Genomic DNA, 16,819 nt, shown 5'->3' with positions numbered 1-16,819 from the left:
AGGTACTGGAATAATAATGAATCCTCCTGTATTTATTGTTTTAAGCACTGCATAGCTCTTAACTGAACCGTATTGACATCGATCGAGCAGTTTCATGGCGTGAAGCAGGCGTAACAGCGGCTGATTTGATCGGGCGCAGATTTTCAGGTAAGGCTGTGCTGCATGTGGACTAATTGTTGTTCATCGGCTGAGTTATGTCAGCCACACAGGAATAGATTATCGCTGAGCTTTATTTGCAAAAAATGAAACGATTTACCTTGTTTACTTTCCTGTATCTCGCGCTGGGAGTTTGTCTGACAGCGATCTCGCGGCGTAGGGCGTAAGTCCTGCTATAGAAAGTGCCATAAAACTTTTGCGCTAATTCTATCAACAGTCAAAACTTTTTGGCTCACCAACAAACCCATGCTATTGTTGTTTATCATGCACTCAACTTTTGTCGTAAGCAGGTGGTCGATACTCGAATAATTCTTGCTCTGCCGCCGCAAATTTAGACCCATCCCTCCCAGAAGCAGGCCGAGCAAAGGACGCTTTATTCCGAATCCCCTGGATATCTTCAGAAGAACGCTCAGACGACAGCACAAACTGAGTTCTCTGATAACGCAGATCGGCCAATTCAATTTTACCAGGTCGCCCTTCACAATAAGCTCGCTGGGCACAGCGTTTAACTGCGATCGCAATTTCAGCACTCGTTGCTCCGGCATAATCAGATAGTAGCGAATACCACTGTCTGTCGCTCCAAAGATTCTCTTTTCCTTCCCCAAACTGCTCTGGGAAATACTTAGCTAAGTGCAAATTGAAAATCTCATAGCGAGCGCCGCTGTGTGGCAAATCCACAAACCAGATTCCGCCGTCGTCAAATCTGCGGATAAGTTCAGCCGGCAGCATTTCTAAGCGGTTTACAGTAGCTAACATTAACACGGGGCTTTCATGCTCCTGCATCCATGTGAGCAATTTATGCGACAGTCGCCTAGCTGCACCGCCATCAGCATTTGATTCCCAGCCAGAAAAACCCTTGTCAAAATCGTCAAAGAACAGCACGCAGCCGCCCAAATTATCGGCTGTATCCAGCATTTTGTTGAGAGCGCGATCGGGATTAGAGGAACCTAGAATATTGCCCCAACTTGCTGCTAAAAGCGCATAACCTAGCTTCTTAGCAGCTAGCTTTGCACTCAAACTTTTGCCAGTCCCCGGCGGCCCCCACAGCAGCATTCCTTTGGGAGGTCTGAGGTGATATTTTTTGGCATCAGCTTCTGACAGCTTTACGACTTCGCTCAAATAAGCGTCTAATAAATCTAAACCGCCAGCATGAGGCACGTCTGGAGAAGCAATGAACTCCAACCCCTGGTCTCGAAGTTGCGATATTTTATGCTCTAATACCAACTGTGCGATATGGACAACTGAAGCGGTCATAGAGAGCGATCGTTCTAACACCAATTCAATTTCAGCAGTTGGTAGCCCTAGACTAGAAACAGCCAGCCGTTTTTTAGCAGCTACCGCATCCGAACCCCAATCAAGGGAACAATTGCGATCGCAAAAATTATCTACAAGAACTTCGACTTCAAAACGATCGGGTAACGGACATTTGAGTAGAGGAATTAATGGACTTAGCTTTGATGGCAATTGGATGTACTCGCCCAGCAGTACCCAATATTGGTCGGCCCAACGCCCTTTCAGCTCAAAGAATGCGTTAGCCAATTGAGAATAACGTCGGACAAGAGGCTGTTCGGTACTGTCTGACTCCAAAATGTCCTCTAACAAAAAGATACCGGGGCAGTCATTTTCCAGCAGAAATTGCAGGACATCACTCTCGACAGATAGCTCAGTTTTACATAAGACGTATTCACTATTATACATGTCCGAAATATCGGAAACGTTTGCCATATCAGAATGAAAACCTAATTTCGGGAGATGTTTATCCAAACACCGCACCTGTTGAAGAGTTTCATAGCCAGGATTCCAATAATAAACAGGTAAACAACACTCACTGGCGTACTGATGAAATGATGACAAGATTTTTTGACGATCTGCACTGTAATATTCGAGGGCAAATATGGGAGTTTGAGTCGCTCTTAAATTAGACCACGCAGTGAAAAGTTTCATGAATTTATACATCTAAATAGAGGATGTTTAACATAAAAATTTAACTAACATAATTAAAATTTAGCTTCCTGCTAATGAGCGAAATACTCCCCCTCAACTGGAGGGGGTAATTGTGCCTAACGGCACTCATTAATTGATGTTATGCAACTTAAATTGTCAATCATGGCTACAACTAAAAAACAAACCGCAGCCACTCCCATTCGCTCTCAGTCACCAGTGCCTGCTAAATCTAAACCGCCCGAAAAACAGAACAGTCAAACTGTCGGCAGTAACAATGGAGCCAAATCAAAACCTCAACCTAACCTCAGCTCCGAGCAACTTGCTGGCGAGCTAGTCAAACAGATTCGCAATACAATTCATAAGAAGTACGGTGTGACAATTCAGCGTCGCGATAGCCGTATTTCGACAAAGGTTGGCCACGCAATTCGCGAAAAACTGGGATTGGATATTCAAGCTCAGTTGAACAAGCGCAACGGCAATGGCAATGGTAAAAAATTCGACTGGCAAGAGTGGAACAATACTGTGTTTCCCAAGCTAGTTGGCCGACCCGATGAACTCAAGTATGATGTCGAAGTTGTTGCCTTAGCGATGAGCCAACTTTACGATACAATTGCTGACAACCCACAAGCTGCCATTGCCGATTTAATGGAGTTCAATGCTCAAAGCTTAAAGCGTCGCAACGAGTTAGCTAAATCCTCTGAAGAAGATACTGAAGAACTCGATGACGACGACGAACTCGATGATGAAGATGATGAAATTGATGACATACTCGATGAAATTGATGAGGATGACAAAGACTCCGAAAGCGATGAGGACGAGGATGAGGATGATGACGATGAGGAGGATGATTTTAGTTTAGACGAAGACGAAGAATTTGAGGAAGACGACGAATAATTGCTAAAGTTTGATTAGAAAGCTCTGCTGAAAAAGCAGAGCATTTTTTTGCCTCTATCGAGGCCTTTTCCACGAATCGCGATGCTGGATAATGATTGTCGCCACCGTCCGAATCAGGACGCTCTGAGAAGCAGACCCAACAAATTCACAATCAAGGAAATTTTGACCTTGATTGTGAATTTAATTTTACCCACTCACCCACCCCTATTTTTTTTGAATTAATTGTAATTAGCAGACTGCCGTCGCTTTAGTTGTGAAAAAAAACACGCTTGAGGGTTAATCATGGCTAATCGCAAATCCGCTCCAACTCCGATGCAAAAGCAATTTGCAGAAACTCTTGAAGAACAGCGCTTCGAGATGTTTTTGCACGTTGCCCGCGAGTTAACGGGACGTGCCAAACAACGACAGTTGCAGAAAGGTAAAGCTCTTGACTGGGAAGCGTTCAATACTTGGTTTAACAAGCAATATGAAGGCTACTCGGCTGACGAGATGCTTGAAGAAATCTTGAGCAACGTTTACTGGCTTTCATCTGAGCAAGCAGTGATTGACTTGCACTTCCGTTATATCGAATCGGCAGTCAAAGCTTCTCATAAGAAAAAGGCAACTGACGATAATGAAGAGATTGATGATTTTGTCAAATAATCAATGACGACCCCCGATAAAGGGGGGAAAATCCTGCTTGGAGCAGGATTTTATTTGCCCGCCCACCCACCGCATCAGTTCGATTTGCGACATTTATGATCGCATTCTCAGAAAGATTTAGTTAATAGCGCTTATGGAGTAATAACTTGATTATGTCATTCTGAACCCTTGACGGAGTTTACCCTCGAGCGTAGGAAAGCTTCCGCCAGTAATGCGAATAATCTCAAACCTTTGCAACACAGTTACAAACCGTAAGTTATGGTTAATTGGTTTTATCCGAGAATGTAGGTTGCTCAATAAGTCAGCGTAAAACCGTTTGGCAATAAATTAAATGACTGTTTTTGTTAAAAGGCTTTGATACAGCATATTGCAAGTTTATGAAGTATACCCCAGATAGATTAATCCCCGTAGGGACAAGGCAATGCCGTGTCTAAAGCTGCATTTCATAAACCGGGGATACGCTGTATTAAACGCGAGCGCGTTTGAGAGATGTTCCACTTGCAAATTATAATCATGTACGAACATATTCAGCATTTTCTCACCCTCACAATTGAAATTGTGGTAATTTTTGGTTATGGTGGCTTAATTGTTCACTATCTCGCTACGCTGTTAGCATCGAAGCGGATGAATCCTTCTGAAAAACTCTCAGCAGAACTTGCCCCCGATTTTGTGCCTCTTCTCAATGAAATTGCTTCCTTTCCTGCTGTTGCCGAATCGGCAGCAACTCCAGAACCCACAGAAGAACAGCGCCTCACCTCTTCGCTACAACTTAAAGCCGAATTTGCTTCTAATATTCAACTCGATACCGACACATTTAATCTACCCTTCATTCAAGTCGATAGCCTCACTCTTCGACAATGCCGCACCGTTATTCGAGCGCTCAATTTCACTCTCCCACGAAGTGAGCATATTCGCCTTAAACTCAACAAAAAAGATGTGCCAGCCGATTCGTTAAAATTTCAAATTAAGAAGCACTTTGAGCATCGACCGCAGCAAGTTGTCTCCCTAATTGAGCAAATTTTGAGAGTTAGTTAGCACGCTTGGGGAATCAACAAGCCAATTAGTCTTTTATTTCAAAACAACTTATGGTAACGATTTGATAGAAAGTTTTTTTGAATGCACCCTCCTTTTCCTGACCAAGCTATTAGTTACTTTCTTCAGCGCCAAGGGGAATCAGACCCTTGCCAATCTGTTCGCTCAACTCGTTGAGACTCAATCCCCGTTCAATTGCGATTGCACCAATTTCCTCCATCCTACCGACGTTACCTGGATATAAGCTACATAGCAGCATATCTGCCGGCAGCGAAGATTTTTTGTGCGGTTAATTGCAAGTCAGGAAAGATTGATGAAATAAGCAGATCGTCATTTTGAAACAACTGTTTTTGATACTCGTCTTCTCGCAGCGTACAAATTGTAACTGTCGGCTGTTTGGGTTTGCCAATATATTCTCTGCCACCAATGCCCAAATAGTCAACAATCCAATACTCAGGCACTCCAAGCAGGGCGTAATCTTCAACTTTGCGAGCGTAATCGTTTTGCCAGTTGGTGCTAACGACTTCAGCAATCAGTTTAATTGAGGAACCTGATGTAATTACAGGTTCTTGTTGCCACAAAGGTTCATTAATTAGTCGAGTTTCGTCTAATACAAGCACATCGGGGCGAAAGGCTGTTGCTGTTCCTAATAGTTTGATGAGACAGCGAGGGGGGATAAGGTAGGGTAGATCCAGGCGGTCAATTTCTACATTCAGTTTTCGTCCCAGAAAACCGGATACTTGTTCGTGCGGCCCTGTTGGTTCCATTTCGGTTAATTCACCATCAATCAGTTCGTAGCAATCGCTGTCGCCGTAGTTTGTAATAAATTCATCGACAGTTATAAGTTTTGGAGGTGATTGAACCATTATATTTTTTCCTGATACATTTATACGGCACAAAACCGTAATTTTTCACAAGTTTTCACAGATAAAAAACCCGTCATTACTATCAATAAAACTTCTAGTAACGAGTTGATAGAAAAAATTTTTTATCTAACCTCCCTTTCCATATCTGGCGATTAGTTACTTTTTTCACCATTGCCAAGGGGAATTAGACCCCTGCCAATCTGTTCTATCAACTCGTTGAGGCTCAATCCGCGTTCAATGGCGATCGCGCGAATTCCCTCCCATCCCACCGACGTTACCTGGATATTTCTTTGCTTCTTGGGTTCTTCATAGCGGGGTTGTCCCCCAGAGCGGTTGAGGTTGGCTAGTGAGTTGGGATGGGGGTGAATTCCTTTCCTGGGTGACATAGCGTCGATAGCATTTCCTTTTTTTTACTATTTTCGCATTTTCTGGAGGCTTCTCGACGATAACTATGTTAGTGTTGAATAGTTCAAGAAAATTCCTGCCCGCGCTGACTCCCCTACTCCGGTTGCGGTCGAGCGCGGGCGAGCCTTGCATTCAACAAACTCGCCAGGAATGCGTCAAATGCAATCAGAAGCAGACGATCGGGAGCCGCAAGCGTTAATTGTTTTGCCGGGGGGTATTGGAGGGTGTACCTTTTGTGCTGCGAAACAACTGCGAATCGACCCCGAATTTCAATCTCTCATTCCTCCCCTGAGTAAAGACGAAAAAGCCGCCCTGCAAGCGAGCATTCTGGAGGAAGGATGCCGCGATCCGTTAGTAGTCTGGGCCGAGGAAAAGCTTCTCATCGACGGCCACAACAGGTTCGCCATCTGTACCGCGCACGGCATACCATACAAAATTGTAGAGATGTCTTTTGACAGTCGGAATGCAGTCAAGGTCTGGACGATCGCCAACCAACTGGGACGGCGCAGCTTGACGCCAGAATCCGTTAGCTACCTGCGCGGCACCTGGTACGAGCTGACCAAGGAATCTCACGGGGGCAAGCGTTCGGCAAACTGTCAAAATGACAGTTTGACAGACAAAATATCGCCAGATAGAGCAAGCTGTCAAAATGGCAGCTTGACAGACAAAACAATGCCAGATGAGGCAAGCTGTCAAAATGACCACTTGACAGACAAAACAATGCCAGAAGGAGCAAGCTGTCAAAATGGCAGCTTGACAGACAAAACAGCACGAGAGTTGGGAGAACGGTTCAAAGCTTCCCCCCGAACGATTTACCGGGATGCCAAGTTTACTCGAGCGGTGGATGCTCTCAGTTCTATTGGAGGGGACGAAGTGAAGTGGAAAATACTGAATCGCTCTGCTGGGCTGACCAAGAAGCAGGTCATCGCTTTGGCAAACGACACTCGCAGCAATCCGGCTCAGGTTGCCAAAACTTTACAGGGGCGCGACAAAAAAGTAAAACCTGAAGGCGAACCTAAGATCGCCCACCACCTGACGCTCAAAATTGGTTCCTTGGTGGAAGTGTACGCGCCCGATCGCCAGGACGTTAACGGTCGGTTGGGGCGCATTCAGTCAGTGGGCGAGAAAACGGCTACCGTGTGGATGCGGCACATCCCTACTCTTGCCATGAATTTGCATACCTTCAAACACTCGGCTCTTACTGCTGTACCGCTCGAAAATCAACCCGGACTTCAAGAAATTTGCGATCGCACTGACCGACTTCACAAATTAGGAAATCTAGATCCGTTTGAAGTCGAAATTCTGAACTTGTTAGAAAGAACAACGGCTCTTACTCCCACCGAATTGCAGTATTTAGAACAGATTGAGAACAAACACAAGCTTGATTGAGTACCTTGCAACTATTTTTCCTTTTGGGAACAGCAATAACTTCGGAAATTTTAGTTGATTCACTTGACAGTTCAAACACTGAGTCAATCAATTTTTGTTGAGCTGCTAATTGTTGCAGTGAATAACAAGCTATTGCTCGCACTCGCTCGGGAGACTTGCTAGCATTTTTAGCAGCAAACGGCCCCCAGAAAGCACTCAGCACAATCTTAATCTGTTCCGATATTGGGTATGTTTGACTCAAACAGTAATCCCAAACCATCTTATCGAATGGGTCGTCTAGTGCAACTAAAACACCCGATATTTGCGACTGCACTTGCTTCTGATTTTGGTCAGGTAACGGCTGATTGTTCAAATTGGTAATCATAAATTTCTCCTGTTAACTACCAGCCGGGAAGTCCCTCGGTATATTCACAGGGGACATATCTGAGCGCTGCGAAGTACCCCGTTGGGAATTACCGAGCGTGATGAAAGGCTCGTCGGATGGAGGAACGGAAGCCGACAATTAGACTTGCCTACTATGAATCAATCTTCGGGAGTATCTTGATTTTCGATGTTCTTTCCAGTGCTCAAATAGTAATTTGATGTTGCATTTTAAACGTACATAAATTATACTATGCAAAGGTCGAAAATAGGAAGTTTAGAAATGCAACTAACTTACAAATACCGCCTCAAACCCACAAAAGCCCAACTAACGACGATAGTGACTCACTTAGAACTTTGTCGCCGACAGTACAACTACCGACTCGGTGAAAGATTTAGATGGTGGGAAGCCACGAGAACGCCCATCAATGCCTGCCCCTTGATTGTTTCGATAGTCCCAATTGAGGAGATTTATAAAAATATTCCTTTGACGAGAGTCCAAACTAGAGACGGCAGGAAAAAGGATAAATCAGGCAATCCTTTGACTAGGAAAGGTGATGTTTTCTCGAACATTGAAGGCGGATTTGTACAGTGGCAGACGATACAACTGGCTGACCTAAAAAACACAAAAAAACTGTTTCCTGATTACAAAGTGTTGGATTCTCAGGTTTTGCAAGATGTCGTCAACAGAGTTGAAACTTCTTTTTCAAACTTTACTACGCCCGACAAGAATGGCAATCGTAGAGGTAAGCCCAAGTTCAAGGGTCTTCACTACTACAAGTCTTTCACATACCCTCAACTAGATAATTTACACATTGTTAAGGATGAACAAAACAGAATTTGTATTGACCTAGCAAAGATAGGTCAAGTGCCGATGGTGTTCCATCGCTCAATACCAACAGGGTTCAAAGTTAAGACGGGCAGTGTTATCAGAGAAGCGGATGGGTGGTACATTTCCTTGACGCTAGAAGATAAGACGGTTCCCGTAACGGTTGCAGAAATTCAACCGACTGAAGAAAATACTGTTGGTATAGATTTGGGAATCACTAATTACGTCTATCTTTCTAATGGTGAAAGAGTGGAAAACCCTAGATTCTTGAGGAAGTCGGCTGAAAAATTAGCAATGCTTCAAGCGAAATTAGCTGGTAGAATAAAGGGTTCTAAGCCTTGGAAGATTATCAAGGACAAGGTTTCTAAACTCCATCAGTTCGTGGCTAGATTCCGATTAGATTTTCAATTTAAAACGGCACATGAGCTATTTAGCAAGTGTAATGTTTTAGTTGTTGAAGATTTGAGTGTTAAAAATCTGACTAGACGTGCCAAGCCTAAAACTGATATTGAGAATGGTAATTTGGTTTATTTGCCGAACGGTCAGTCAGCTAAAAGTGGCTTGAATAAATCCATGCTTGATGCTGCTCATGGGCAATTCGCCAGCGTCCTAAAATATGTCGCCTGGAAATTGGGTAAAAGCATTTTCTGTGTCTCTCCAAGAGGAACTTCCCAGCATTGCGGGAACTGCCTCAACAAAGTCCCGAAAGAATTGTCGGAACGGTGGCATTCTTGTCAGTGTGGAGAGTCTTTGGATCGAGATGAAAACTCAGCCAAACTTATTAGAAAGATTGGTCTTAATTACGAAAGTGGCGGGGGAACTCCGTCACTCAAAAAAGCCTTTGAAAAAAAGGAAAAAGAAGCCTGCGGTCTAACTGTACGTGCGATTCGTTTAACCTAAAGTAGGCTTAAAAGCTTACGGGACGGTTAACCTAGTTGATAAGACTGGTGATAACTGATTACACTTGTAGGTGCGGGCTTAGCCCAAATCCTACCCCTCAAGTGCTGAGGTGAAAACATATCCCCTAGTTTGTTGGGTAGCAACTAGCAGGCTAAAGCGGGGGTAAAAGGCAGAACTACTAGGAGCCAACCCGGTAACTGTCGAGTAAAAAGTCCATGTGTAGCGAAAGCAAAGATGTGTTTGAACCATCGTGAAGAGCAATGGTGTAATGGCTGAAATCAGGATAAACCCGTTGAAAAACACGGTAAAGACCGATTAACACCAAGCCAAAAGGCAAGGATAGGGCATAAGCGGTTGTATAGCCGACTTATAAGCACCGCCCAATAAACCCGGTGGAGAGCATCGCGCTAAAGACTTTAACAATGTGTAATCGGAACGAAGTAACTCTCTTAAGTCTCTGGTAAGGTCGATAACCAGTAAGTAGCTAACGAATGATTTAAGAGAGAGGGATTGTATCAAAAGCGAATGCTATGTTGTAATGACAAAGATATGCTGACAGATACACGGTAATTCCAAAGATAGAGTCCTAGTAGCAATATATATGTCTAATACGCAGAATAATCTGACGGTGGAATGGAAAAACCTGAATTGGCGCAAGCTAGAACGGGTAACTTTCAAGTTGCAAAAACGAATCTATCAAGCGAGTGAGCGTGGTGATGTTAAAGCAGTTCGCAAACTACAAAAGACCCTGATTAGGTCTTGGTCTGCCAAGTGTATCGCGGTTCGTAGGGTAACACAGGATAACCAAGGAAAAAATACGGCTGGAGTTGACGGGATTAAATCGTTGTCCCCAAAGCATCGTATAAAATTGGTAAATCGTTTGAAACTTACCGGAAAATCAAAACCCACTCGAAGGGTGATGATTCCCAAATATGGTACGAATGAAAAACGTCCATTAGGAATACCCACAATAAACGACCGTGCCTTGCAAGCGTTAGTAAAACTAGCGTTAGAACCTGAGTGGGAGGCTAAATTCGAGCCAAACTCGCACGGTTTTAGACCGGGGCGTTCTTGTCACGATGCGATAGAGGCAATATTTACCAGCATCAATCAAAAAGCCAAATATGTGCTAGATTCTGACATATCGAAGTGTTTCGACCGTATAAACCACAAAGCTTTAATCTCAAAAATAAGTACATACCCCACCTTAAACCGTCAAATTAAAGCATGGCTCAAGGCAGGGTATGGTGTCGAGGGTTCTTTATTCCCTACTAATGAAGGTACACCACAAGGCGGGGTAATTTCTCCTCTACTTGCGAACATTGCCTTACATGGGATGGAAGAAAGAGTAAAGCAGTACGCGGAAACCTTAGAAATACATTCTCCCGGAGGATTGAAATTAAAAAAATCCCAGAGAAGAGACACACTAAGCCTAATCCGTTATGCTGATGACTTTGTAATAATCCATGAGGATTTGAACGTAGTCAAGAAATGTCAGGAGATAATCGCAAACTGGTTAAGTGACATGGGACTGGAATTAAAACCGAGTAAAACAAAATTAACTCACACCCTTAATGAAATAAATGGAAGTGTTGGGTTTGAGTTCTTAGGATTCCACATACAACAGTACAAAGTAGGAAACTACCGTAGCGCCAATTCATCAAAAGGAATCCCATTAGGTTTTAACACAATAATCACACCCTCAAAACAAAAGGTAAAAGCTCATCTAGTCAAGATTGCTGAAGTAATAGATACCCATAAAACCGCCCCTCAAGCTGCCTTAATTGGCAAGCTCAACCCAATCATCAAGGGGTGGTCAAATTATTACTCAACCGTCGTTAGTAAGGATACCTATACAAGGGTTGACAGACTAACCTATGATAAGTTGAGAGCCTGGGCAACAAGGAGGGGAAAAGGGGGCATCAACAAGGACAAATACTGGCGAACAGTAGGCGACCGTAACTGGTGTTTCGGTACCGAAAATGGATTGGAATTAAAACAACATTCAGATACGCCAATCGTAAGGCATATCAAAGTAAAGGGTGTTGCTAGTCCCTTTGATGGAAACTGGACTTATTGGAGCAAGCGTAGAGGTGAATACCCAGAAACTCCTACCAGGGTTGCAACATTAATCAAACGTCAAAAGGGTATTTGTCCTCACTGCGGTTTGTATTTTACCAGTACAGACATTGTAGAAGTTGACCATACTAAACCGACCTCGTTAGGTGGAAAAGACACCTATGACAACCTACAACTTTTGCATAAACACTGCCACGACACAAAGACAGCAACAGACGGGTCAATGCACTCTAAAGAAAGTGTTAAAACCTGATAATTGGTCTTGAATCGTACCTATAACAAAGGTGGAATTATCAAGGAGCGGAATGATGCGAAAGTATCACGTTCCGTTCTGAAGGAGAGGTAGGAGTGGTAACGCTCCTATCGACTCTAACCCAGTTGACCGTCAGGTTAGTTCACGCTAACTTATTTACATCCCACTCAAGACTTTAGTATTTGCCCTCAAGGAACAAACTCTCGTTCTTGAGGGGAGCGAATCCACAAAGTACAAAATCCTTTTTGTGCAGGTTTACCTTCTACTGTCAGCGTCACCCCCAATCGATTTATCTCAGTTTCACACAGTTTTTTGCCCCCTTTCTCGCTCAACAAAGCTTGATTCCAGCTCATAAATTGGCGAGCATATTTCCCTTCATTGCTTGTTGCCCACTGAATTGTATCCGCGTTCTTGCGAGCAAACTGACCCTCTTTGCTCAGCCCCCATTCGAGCGCTACGGCTTGTTCTAAAGTGAGCTGGCGCGGCCCTTTTGGGTCGATTTCAGGCGGTGGAATGAACCGGGGCAGCGCTAACCCGATAAAAGCGCCGATCGCCATTGCCCCTAACACTACCCCGCTCCCAAAAATTACCGACCAAATATCGTGAGCAACTTTCTCTAAAGCTGCTTGTCGCACTAGGGTGTAAACTGAGTTAGAAATGTGGCGATGTTGCACCTTAACAGCCGCTTTTCCCTGCCGCTCTAAAAACTCTCTGCTTTCTTTTTCCCAATTTTCAGTAAGCTGGCGAACTTGTTCCAATTCTTGAGAGATGACAGCTTGAGAATCTTTCAAATCACCTTGCCATTGAGATTGCCAATTCTTGAAAAACTGGTCAATCTCTTGCGGTTTTTTTTCTAACAGCAGTTCGAGTTGACCTGTCGCCAGCAATACGATAAAAAGTGGGTCATTTTTATTGAGGCCGTATCGGTAAGCTGTCTGAATGACGTGAGAGCGAAATTTGGAGTCTTTGCTCTTGAGTACCTGGCTGATTAGTGACTCAGTATCTCTCTCGTACATGGGAGGGGCAGATAAAGGATCTCGGTTCAGAGCTTCTCTTTCCCTCGAATCATCGTCTATGAGTTCCCAAAACTCCTCTTCATTTAGCTTACTCCCATCTGATTTCAACTTTTCTTCTACTGCATCTTCTGGGAATGTATCTAGAGAATCGGGCAAACTTTGCGAATTTTCAGCGGATTGTATGGAATTATTTTTGGTATTATTAAGTCTGCCCTGTTCCCTTGGCGTTTCCAATATCTCGCCAAACTCTTCAGAGTCAACTTCGGAAAGTTCTTCTAAAAGTCGATCGGACATTTAACCTCCTATCTAATCAAAATCCTAATCTTTAGGCTGTTCGGCATCGCGCATTCAATAGTCTGAACTCATATTTTGTCCGTTTCCTAACGAGTTCCTCACCCTTTAAGTGTAAAATTTACAGGAATACCCGCAAATTATCGGTTTAGACACTATCTGTAGTATTAAGATGTGTTTCGGCACACCTAGGCCGCTGGCCCAGTGGTGAAGAAGTTTTTGAAACCCTGGAAATCTCGTAGCGGGCGATCGATCAATCTTCTTATTTTCAGAGTTTAAACGCAATAAACGTTGTTTATTGCTAAGATCCCAGGCGTTGGATAACACAACTGCGTTGATTGCACTCAGCCAGCGGGCTGGTTTCGGCACACCCTATCAGTAGAGTGTGTGCGTAAGCCTTAATTTAGATTCTTAAAAGCTTACGATACCTTTTTTACAAATTACAGCCTCCTGAGACTTTACCACCTGTTGCTTATTTTGTTACTTATTTTGTTGCTCATTTTCTATTGGCATTTCCTCATTTTTTTTTCGTTCATAGGGCGCGATGACTTCTTTTTTATTGCGATTGGGTGCGTTGTTAAACAAACCTACATCTTCTATCAGACGGAAACAGTCTTCCAGAAAAGTATGCAATCGCTGCTGACTAATCAAGAAGAATTCAGAGTGTTTCATTGCTTGAGAAAATGACAACCGCTTCGTATCAATAAACTTGCGCTCTCTTGCACTCAGAGCTGGCAAATCTACCACAGGAATTCGGTAATTATTAATGAGCTTGTTCATTTCCTTATGGCTTTGTACGTGCGACCAATCTTTGCAAACTCCAAAATTGCGGACAAAAATGTGATTGAGCTGACCTTCAAAGTAGTTGAAAGAGTCAATAAACATTTCAATGCTGTCCGTCGTGCCACCGCAAATAAACCACTTGCATACATCAACTCCTGACTGCTCTTTAAAATCAGGAGAGGTTAAATTAGCTTCGTCAATCCATTTGTTGATAATGCTGTAAACCCGAGCGGGTAAATTGACAATTACAGGAGTTTCTACTGCTGTTTCAAAAATAATATCGATATCGAAAAACTTCTCTTCATCTTCAACTAAAGCTACGATTTTTGCATTGTGTTCAGGATAGCGCTGCTGCACATCAGGATTTTGAAAATCGCCATCAATTAACGTGTACAGCAGTTCATACTTCTGATTGAATTCAACCAGAATCCGAGTTAGCATCGACTTGCCAACGCCACCTTTCTCGCCGTCAACTAAGTGAATCATGTTAGTCATTTTATTCCTCCTTGCTGGATGTCTATTTAAGACTTAATAATTTTTAACTAAAGCTAGGCCCGACCATTGCCGGATCGAAACCAGCTAAGTTAAATGCGCTGTTTTCAAACTCAACTTCTCCCGAAAATTCCTCTGCTTCTTTTTCTTCGGGCAAACTTGCTGACTTTGAACTCTCAGAGGCAGTTAATTCTGCAGCAATAGATGCACCTGGATTCGATAAGTGAGGGAAAGTAGCTAAAGGAATTAAACCCGAAGAAATACCAGGGGCAATTGCTCCTAAATCGGTACAGTTAAATCCCGCATCTCGGCAAACTTCATCTATCTGCCTGAGCAAAAAATTAATGCTTTCTCGCCTCAAATACTCTAACTCTGTACTAGAATGACTACCGCTATTGCGTAATGATGCTAACAGCCACCGCGCTTTGATTAGAGGTAAAATCGTTTCCTGGAAACTAAAAAAAGGATGATTTTGCAGGTAAGATAGCAAGATAGCGTCTTCGGAATCTGGCAAAACTTGACAGCGCCAGCAAAATTCCTTGTAACGTTTTCTAGGCATAATTCCTCACCTTCTTTCCAGCACCTCGGTAGGGCCCTCCCAATAAGAGAGCTGCATCTAAGTTTGCTTCTGATTCCTCTAATGAAGGTTCTGTATTGGACGACGACTCATCACTCAATTTATTAGAATCATCTAAGCAGCTATCTTTGATACTTGAATTAGCCTTTTGTTGAGCGCAAATTTCAGTGTTTTGTTCAGTAATATCTTCAGTGTTTTGTTCAGTGGGTTCCTCAATTTTTGGTTCAGCGGGTTCTTCAATTTTTGGTTCAGTAATATCTTCAGTCTTTTGTTCAGTAGATTCCTCAATTTTTTGTTCAGTAGATTGCTCGGATTTAGCGTGAGTAAATTGCTCAAGTTTTAATTTAGTAGGTGGCTCGGATTTTGGGTGAGTAGGTTGTTCAGATTTTGGCTTGGTAGATTGTTCAGATTTTGGCTTGGTAGATTGTTCAGCACATTCTTTTACACTCTGTATATCAGTCGTAGGGACTGGAGCATCTCCTGAACTGGAAGTTGTATCTTCTGCCTTCTGAGAAGTTGTCGCAACAGACTTTTGCCTCAGTACCTCAAACTGAGATTTGAAGTAAGAAAATAGTCCGTAAACATCAGCTACGCGGCAACCTAAACCATCAGGATCGAGTGTTTTTGGCACTGTTATACCTGCGTGCCAAGACAGCGAGTAATGAGAAAACTGATTTCACAGTTCTGGCTTCATATATTCAGAAGTACCCCCGCAAAATACAATTTCATCTAAATCGGGCGGCAGCACTTCATTAATCCAATGAGATAGCATTCGAGCGTAGTCAAAGCGAGACAGCTTGACTGCTTCAATCAATTGGTCTACTTCTCGATCTTTCGCTGTCTCCTCTCGATTCCGAGCAATTCGGTAAAAGTAAGGGCGGTTGTAGCTTACGCCCGCTTGAGCGATTGATAAAGCCAAACGGGAAGCATCGTAGTTAGAGGTTCGCTCTTGAACTAGATCCACCAACCTTACCATTCCTAAGTCTGAAGTTTTGCCCTTACCGACAGCACCGCGTGCCGAAACTATTACCGAAGCATTGCGAAATCCTACCATAACAAAGGCAGTTACCCGCTGCTTGAAGGCTGAACCTAAATTGCTGTTGTGGATCAAAGCAATGCCGCCACCTTCTTGCAAAGCTTGGGTTTTGTCCAGGGTGACGGAGAGCTTGCCGGTGGGTGTTTCAAATGAAGCAGAGTATTGACTTAATAGCTCAAAAAATTGCTTGGAGTCATTAAATTCGCCTGGGGGCAAGAAAACGGAGATCGCAGCGCTAAATTGATTGCCTAAATCTAACTTCCGCGACACTACCCACAAAGCTGCTAGAGCTTTGTACAAAGCGCTACTGTACTTCAGTCCCGCTAAACCGATGTGAGCATTGAATTGCGATGCTGCCAGGTAGCCAACGGCTCGGCATTCATTACCAATTGCCACCCAAGCAATATTTTCGGGAGATGCTGATGCGAGGTTGGGTTGTGTGAAACAATTGGCTATGTCTTGGCTCACTGGCCCCACCTGCGATTCCATTACAAAGGAGTTTGCTTTACTGCCTGCTTGCGAGCTTTGGCAGAAAACTCTAGTAGATAAGCCGCCAAAATCTATAGCCAGAATCGCATCTGGTATTGAGGATTTTTTCTTCATAAACGCTGGCTTTTATTACGTTATAAAATGATAGTATTGGCTTCAGTTTAAGTCTGACCTCACCAAATTCGGTGGTTTTAGATAGTTAAAATAGCCCCCTCCAAATGGCGGGTACAGGCTGCCTTGCAAGGAAAAAATATTGGGTAGATTATCAGGGAAAGAGCTTTAGAGTTGTGAGAAATGGTGTAGGTATTGTGAGTGAGATACCGAGCAGGTACGCCCAAAGTATTTTCAATAAAGTGTTTGAGTTCGGTGTGGGAGTAGCACTTCTC

General features: G+C 43.4%; 16 protein-coding genes. 6 read left to right on the top strand and 10 right to left on the bottom strand.

Annotation, left to right across the window (positions count from 1 at the left end):
* Nucleotides 1-426: 426 nt before the first annotated feature.
* Nucleotides 427-2,100, bottom strand: a complete 1,674-nt coding sequence (locus tag QUA57_RS22015; RefSeq protein WP_333063559.1) for an AAA family ATPase — start codon at nucleotides 2,098-2,100, stop codon at nucleotides 427-429.
* 162 nt (nucleotides 2,101-2,262) lie between these two features.
* Here QUA57_RS22015 and QUA57_RS22010 point away from each other — a divergent pair, with 162 nt between their 5' ends.
* From QUA57_RS22010 to QUA57_RS22000, 3 genes are all read left to right on the top strand, one after another.
* Nucleotides 2,263-2,994, top strand: coding sequence for a hypothetical protein (locus QUA57_RS22010; RefSeq protein WP_333063560.1), 732 nt, complete (start codon nucleotides 2,263-2,265; stop codon nucleotides 2,992-2,994).
* 282 nt (nucleotides 2,995-3,276) lie between these two features.
* Nucleotides 3,277-3,636 carry a hypothetical protein gene (locus QUA57_RS22005; protein WP_015179737.1) on the top strand — a complete coding sequence of 120 codons (360 nt, stop codon included), beginning with the start codon at nucleotides 3,277-3,279 and terminating at the stop codon, nucleotides 3,634-3,636.
* 513 nt (nucleotides 3,637-4,149) lie between these two features.
* Nucleotides 4,150-4,671: a hypothetical protein gene (locus tag QUA57_RS22000; protein WP_333063561.1), complete on the top strand. Its 522-nt coding sequence runs from the start codon at nucleotides 4,150-4,152 to the stop codon at nucleotides 4,669-4,671.
* A 109-nt stretch (nucleotides 4,672-4,780) separates the two neighbouring features.
* Here the strand turns inward: QUA57_RS22000 and QUA57_RS21995 are convergent, their stop codons facing one another.
* The 3 genes from QUA57_RS21995 to QUA57_RS21985 form a co-directional block, all read right to left on the bottom strand.
* Complete coding sequence (locus QUA57_RS21995) at nucleotides 4,781-4,927, bottom strand: hypothetical protein (protein WP_333063562.1); 147 nt, start codon at nucleotides 4,925-4,927, stop codon at nucleotides 4,781-4,783.
* Entirely contained in the window at nucleotides 4,914-5,534 is a 621-nt protein-coding gene (locus tag QUA57_RS21990) for a Uma2 family endonuclease (protein ID WP_333063563.1), read from the bottom strand. The genes QUA57_RS21995 and QUA57_RS21990 overlap by 14 nt, the downstream gene beginning before the upstream one ends.
* A gap of 152 nt (nucleotides 5,535-5,686) precedes the next feature.
* Nucleotides 5,687-5,920, bottom strand: coding sequence for a hypothetical protein (locus QUA57_RS21985; RefSeq protein WP_194012320.1), 234 nt, complete (start codon nucleotides 5,918-5,920; stop codon nucleotides 5,687-5,689).
* 178 nt (nucleotides 5,921-6,098) lie between these two features.
* Between QUA57_RS21985 and QUA57_RS21980 the strand changes: the two genes are divergently transcribed.
* A complete protein-coding gene (locus QUA57_RS21980) occupies nucleotides 6,099-7,328 on the top strand; it encodes a hypothetical protein (RefSeq protein ID WP_333063564.1) in 1,230 nt (409 codons plus the stop codon).
* Here QUA57_RS21980 and QUA57_RS21975 read toward each other — a convergent pair.
* Nucleotides 7,270-7,692 carry a hypothetical protein gene (locus QUA57_RS21975; protein ID WP_333063565.1) on the bottom strand — a complete coding sequence of 141 codons (423 nt, stop codon included), beginning with the start codon at nucleotides 7,690-7,692 and terminating at the stop codon, nucleotides 7,270-7,272. The genes QUA57_RS21980 and QUA57_RS21975 overlap by 59 nt on opposite strands.
* 279 nt (nucleotides 7,693-7,971) lie before the next feature.
* On the opposite strand from QUA57_RS21975, the gene QUA57_RS21970 reads away from it, so the two are divergent.
* Nucleotides 7,972-9,417, top strand: a complete 1,446-nt coding sequence (locus QUA57_RS21970; RefSeq protein ID WP_333063567.1) for a transposase — start codon at nucleotides 7,972-7,974, stop codon at nucleotides 9,415-9,417.
* Between the two features lie 601 nt (nucleotides 9,418-10,018).
* The gene (gene ltrA, locus QUA57_RS21965; protein ID WP_333063569.1) at nucleotides 10,019-11,749 is read left to right on the top strand and encodes a group II intron reverse transcriptase/maturase; all 1,731 of its coding nucleotides are present in this window, start codon (nucleotides 10,019-10,021) and stop codon (nucleotides 11,747-11,749) included.
* Between the two features lie 188 nt (nucleotides 11,750-11,937).
* Here ltrA and QUA57_RS21960 read toward each other — a convergent pair whose 3' ends face one another.
* The 5 genes from QUA57_RS21960 to QUA57_RS21940 form a co-directional block, all read right to left on the bottom strand.
* Nucleotides 11,938-13,059 carry a DUF6753 family protein gene (locus QUA57_RS21960; RefSeq protein ID WP_333063571.1) on the bottom strand — a complete coding sequence of 374 codons (1,122 nt, stop codon included), beginning with the start codon at nucleotides 13,057-13,059 and terminating at the stop codon, nucleotides 11,938-11,940.
* A 477-nt stretch (nucleotides 13,060-13,536) separates the two neighbouring features.
* Nucleotides 13,537-14,334, bottom strand: coding sequence for a mobilization protein MobD-like protein (locus QUA57_RS21955; protein WP_333063572.1), 798 nt, complete (start codon nucleotides 14,332-14,334; stop codon nucleotides 13,537-13,539).
* Nucleotides 14,335-14,377: 43 nt separating this feature from the next.
* The gene (locus QUA57_RS21950) at nucleotides 14,378-14,890 is read right to left on the bottom strand and encodes a hypothetical protein (RefSeq protein ID WP_333063573.1); all 513 of its coding nucleotides are present in this window, start codon (nucleotides 14,888-14,890) and stop codon (nucleotides 14,378-14,380) included.
* Complete coding sequence (locus QUA57_RS21945) at nucleotides 14,883-15,539, bottom strand: hypothetical protein (protein ID WP_333063574.1); 657 nt, start codon at nucleotides 15,537-15,539, stop codon at nucleotides 14,883-14,885. Before QUA57_RS21945 ends, QUA57_RS21950 begins: the two co-directional genes overlap by 8 nt.
* A gap of 45 nt (nucleotides 15,540-15,584) precedes the next feature.
* On the bottom strand, nucleotides 15,585-16,547 hold the full coding sequence (locus tag QUA57_RS21940; RefSeq protein ID WP_333063575.1) for a ParM/StbA family protein: 963 nt from the start codon (nucleotides 16,545-16,547) through the stop codon (nucleotides 15,585-15,587).
* Nucleotides 16,548-16,819: the final 272 nt, after the last annotated feature.

Source organism: Microcoleus sp. Pol7_B2 (assembly GCF_036701035.1).
Lineage (GTDB): Bacteria > Cyanobacteriota > Cyanobacteriia > Cyanobacteriales > Microcoleaceae > Microcoleus.
Note: the sequence above shows the minus strand (reverse complement) of the source record. Positions and strands in the feature narration are given on the sequence as shown.

Bases quoted from the DNA above. Each gene is read 5' to 3' on its own strand.
- QUA57_RS21985 (WP_194012320.1), bottom strand. From the start codon at position 5,920: ATGTCACCCAGGAAAGGAATTCACCCCCATCCCAACTCACTAGCCAAC.
- QUA57_RS21995 (WP_333063562.1), bottom strand. From the start codon at position 4,927: ATGCTGCTATGTAGCTTATATCCAGGTAACGTCGGTAGGATGGAGGAA.
- QUA57_RS21975 (WP_333063565.1), bottom strand. From the start codon at position 7,692: ATGATTACCAATTTGAACAATCAGCCGTTACCTGACCAAAATCAGAAG.
- QUA57_RS22005 (WP_015179737.1), top strand. From the start codon at position 3,277: ATGGCTAATCGCAAATCCGCTCCAACTCCGATGCAAAAGCAATTTGCA.
- QUA57_RS21950 (WP_333063573.1), bottom strand. From the start codon at position 14,890: ATGCCTAGAAAACGTTACAAGGAATTTTGCTGGCGCTGTCAAGTTTTG.
- ltrA (WP_333063569.1), top strand. From the start codon at position 10,019: ATGTCTAATACGCAGAATAATCTGACGGTGGAATGGAAAAACCTGAAT.
- QUA57_RS21980 (WP_333063564.1), top strand. From the start codon at position 6,099: ATGCAATCAGAAGCAGACGATCGGGAGCCGCAAGCGTTAATTGTTTTG.
- QUA57_RS21955 (WP_333063572.1), bottom strand. From the start codon at position 14,334: ATGACTAACATGATTCACTTAGTTGACGGCGAGAAAGGTGGCGTTGGC.
- QUA57_RS22010 (WP_333063560.1), top strand. From the start codon at position 2,263: ATGGCTACAACTAAAAAACAAACCGCAGCCACTCCCATTCGCTCTCAG.
- QUA57_RS21970 (WP_333063567.1), top strand. From the start codon at position 7,972: ATGCAACTAACTTACAAATACCGCCTCAAACCCACAAAAGCCCAACTA.
- QUA57_RS22015 (WP_333063559.1), bottom strand. From the start codon at position 2,100: ATGAAACTTTTCACTGCGTGGTCTAATTTAAGAGCGACTCAAACTCCC.
- QUA57_RS21960 (WP_333063571.1), bottom strand. From the start codon at position 13,059: ATGTCCGATCGACTTTTAGAAGAACTTTCCGAAGTTGACTCTGAAGAG.
- QUA57_RS22000 (WP_333063561.1), top strand. From the start codon at position 4,150: ATGTACGAACATATTCAGCATTTTCTCACCCTCACAATTGAAATTGTG.
- QUA57_RS21990 (WP_333063563.1), bottom strand. From the start codon at position 5,534: ATGGTTCAATCACCTCCAAAACTTATAACTGTCGATGAATTTATTACA.
- QUA57_RS21940 (WP_333063575.1), bottom strand. From the start codon at position 16,547: ATGAAGAAAAAATCCTCAATACCAGATGCGATTCTGGCTATAGATTTT.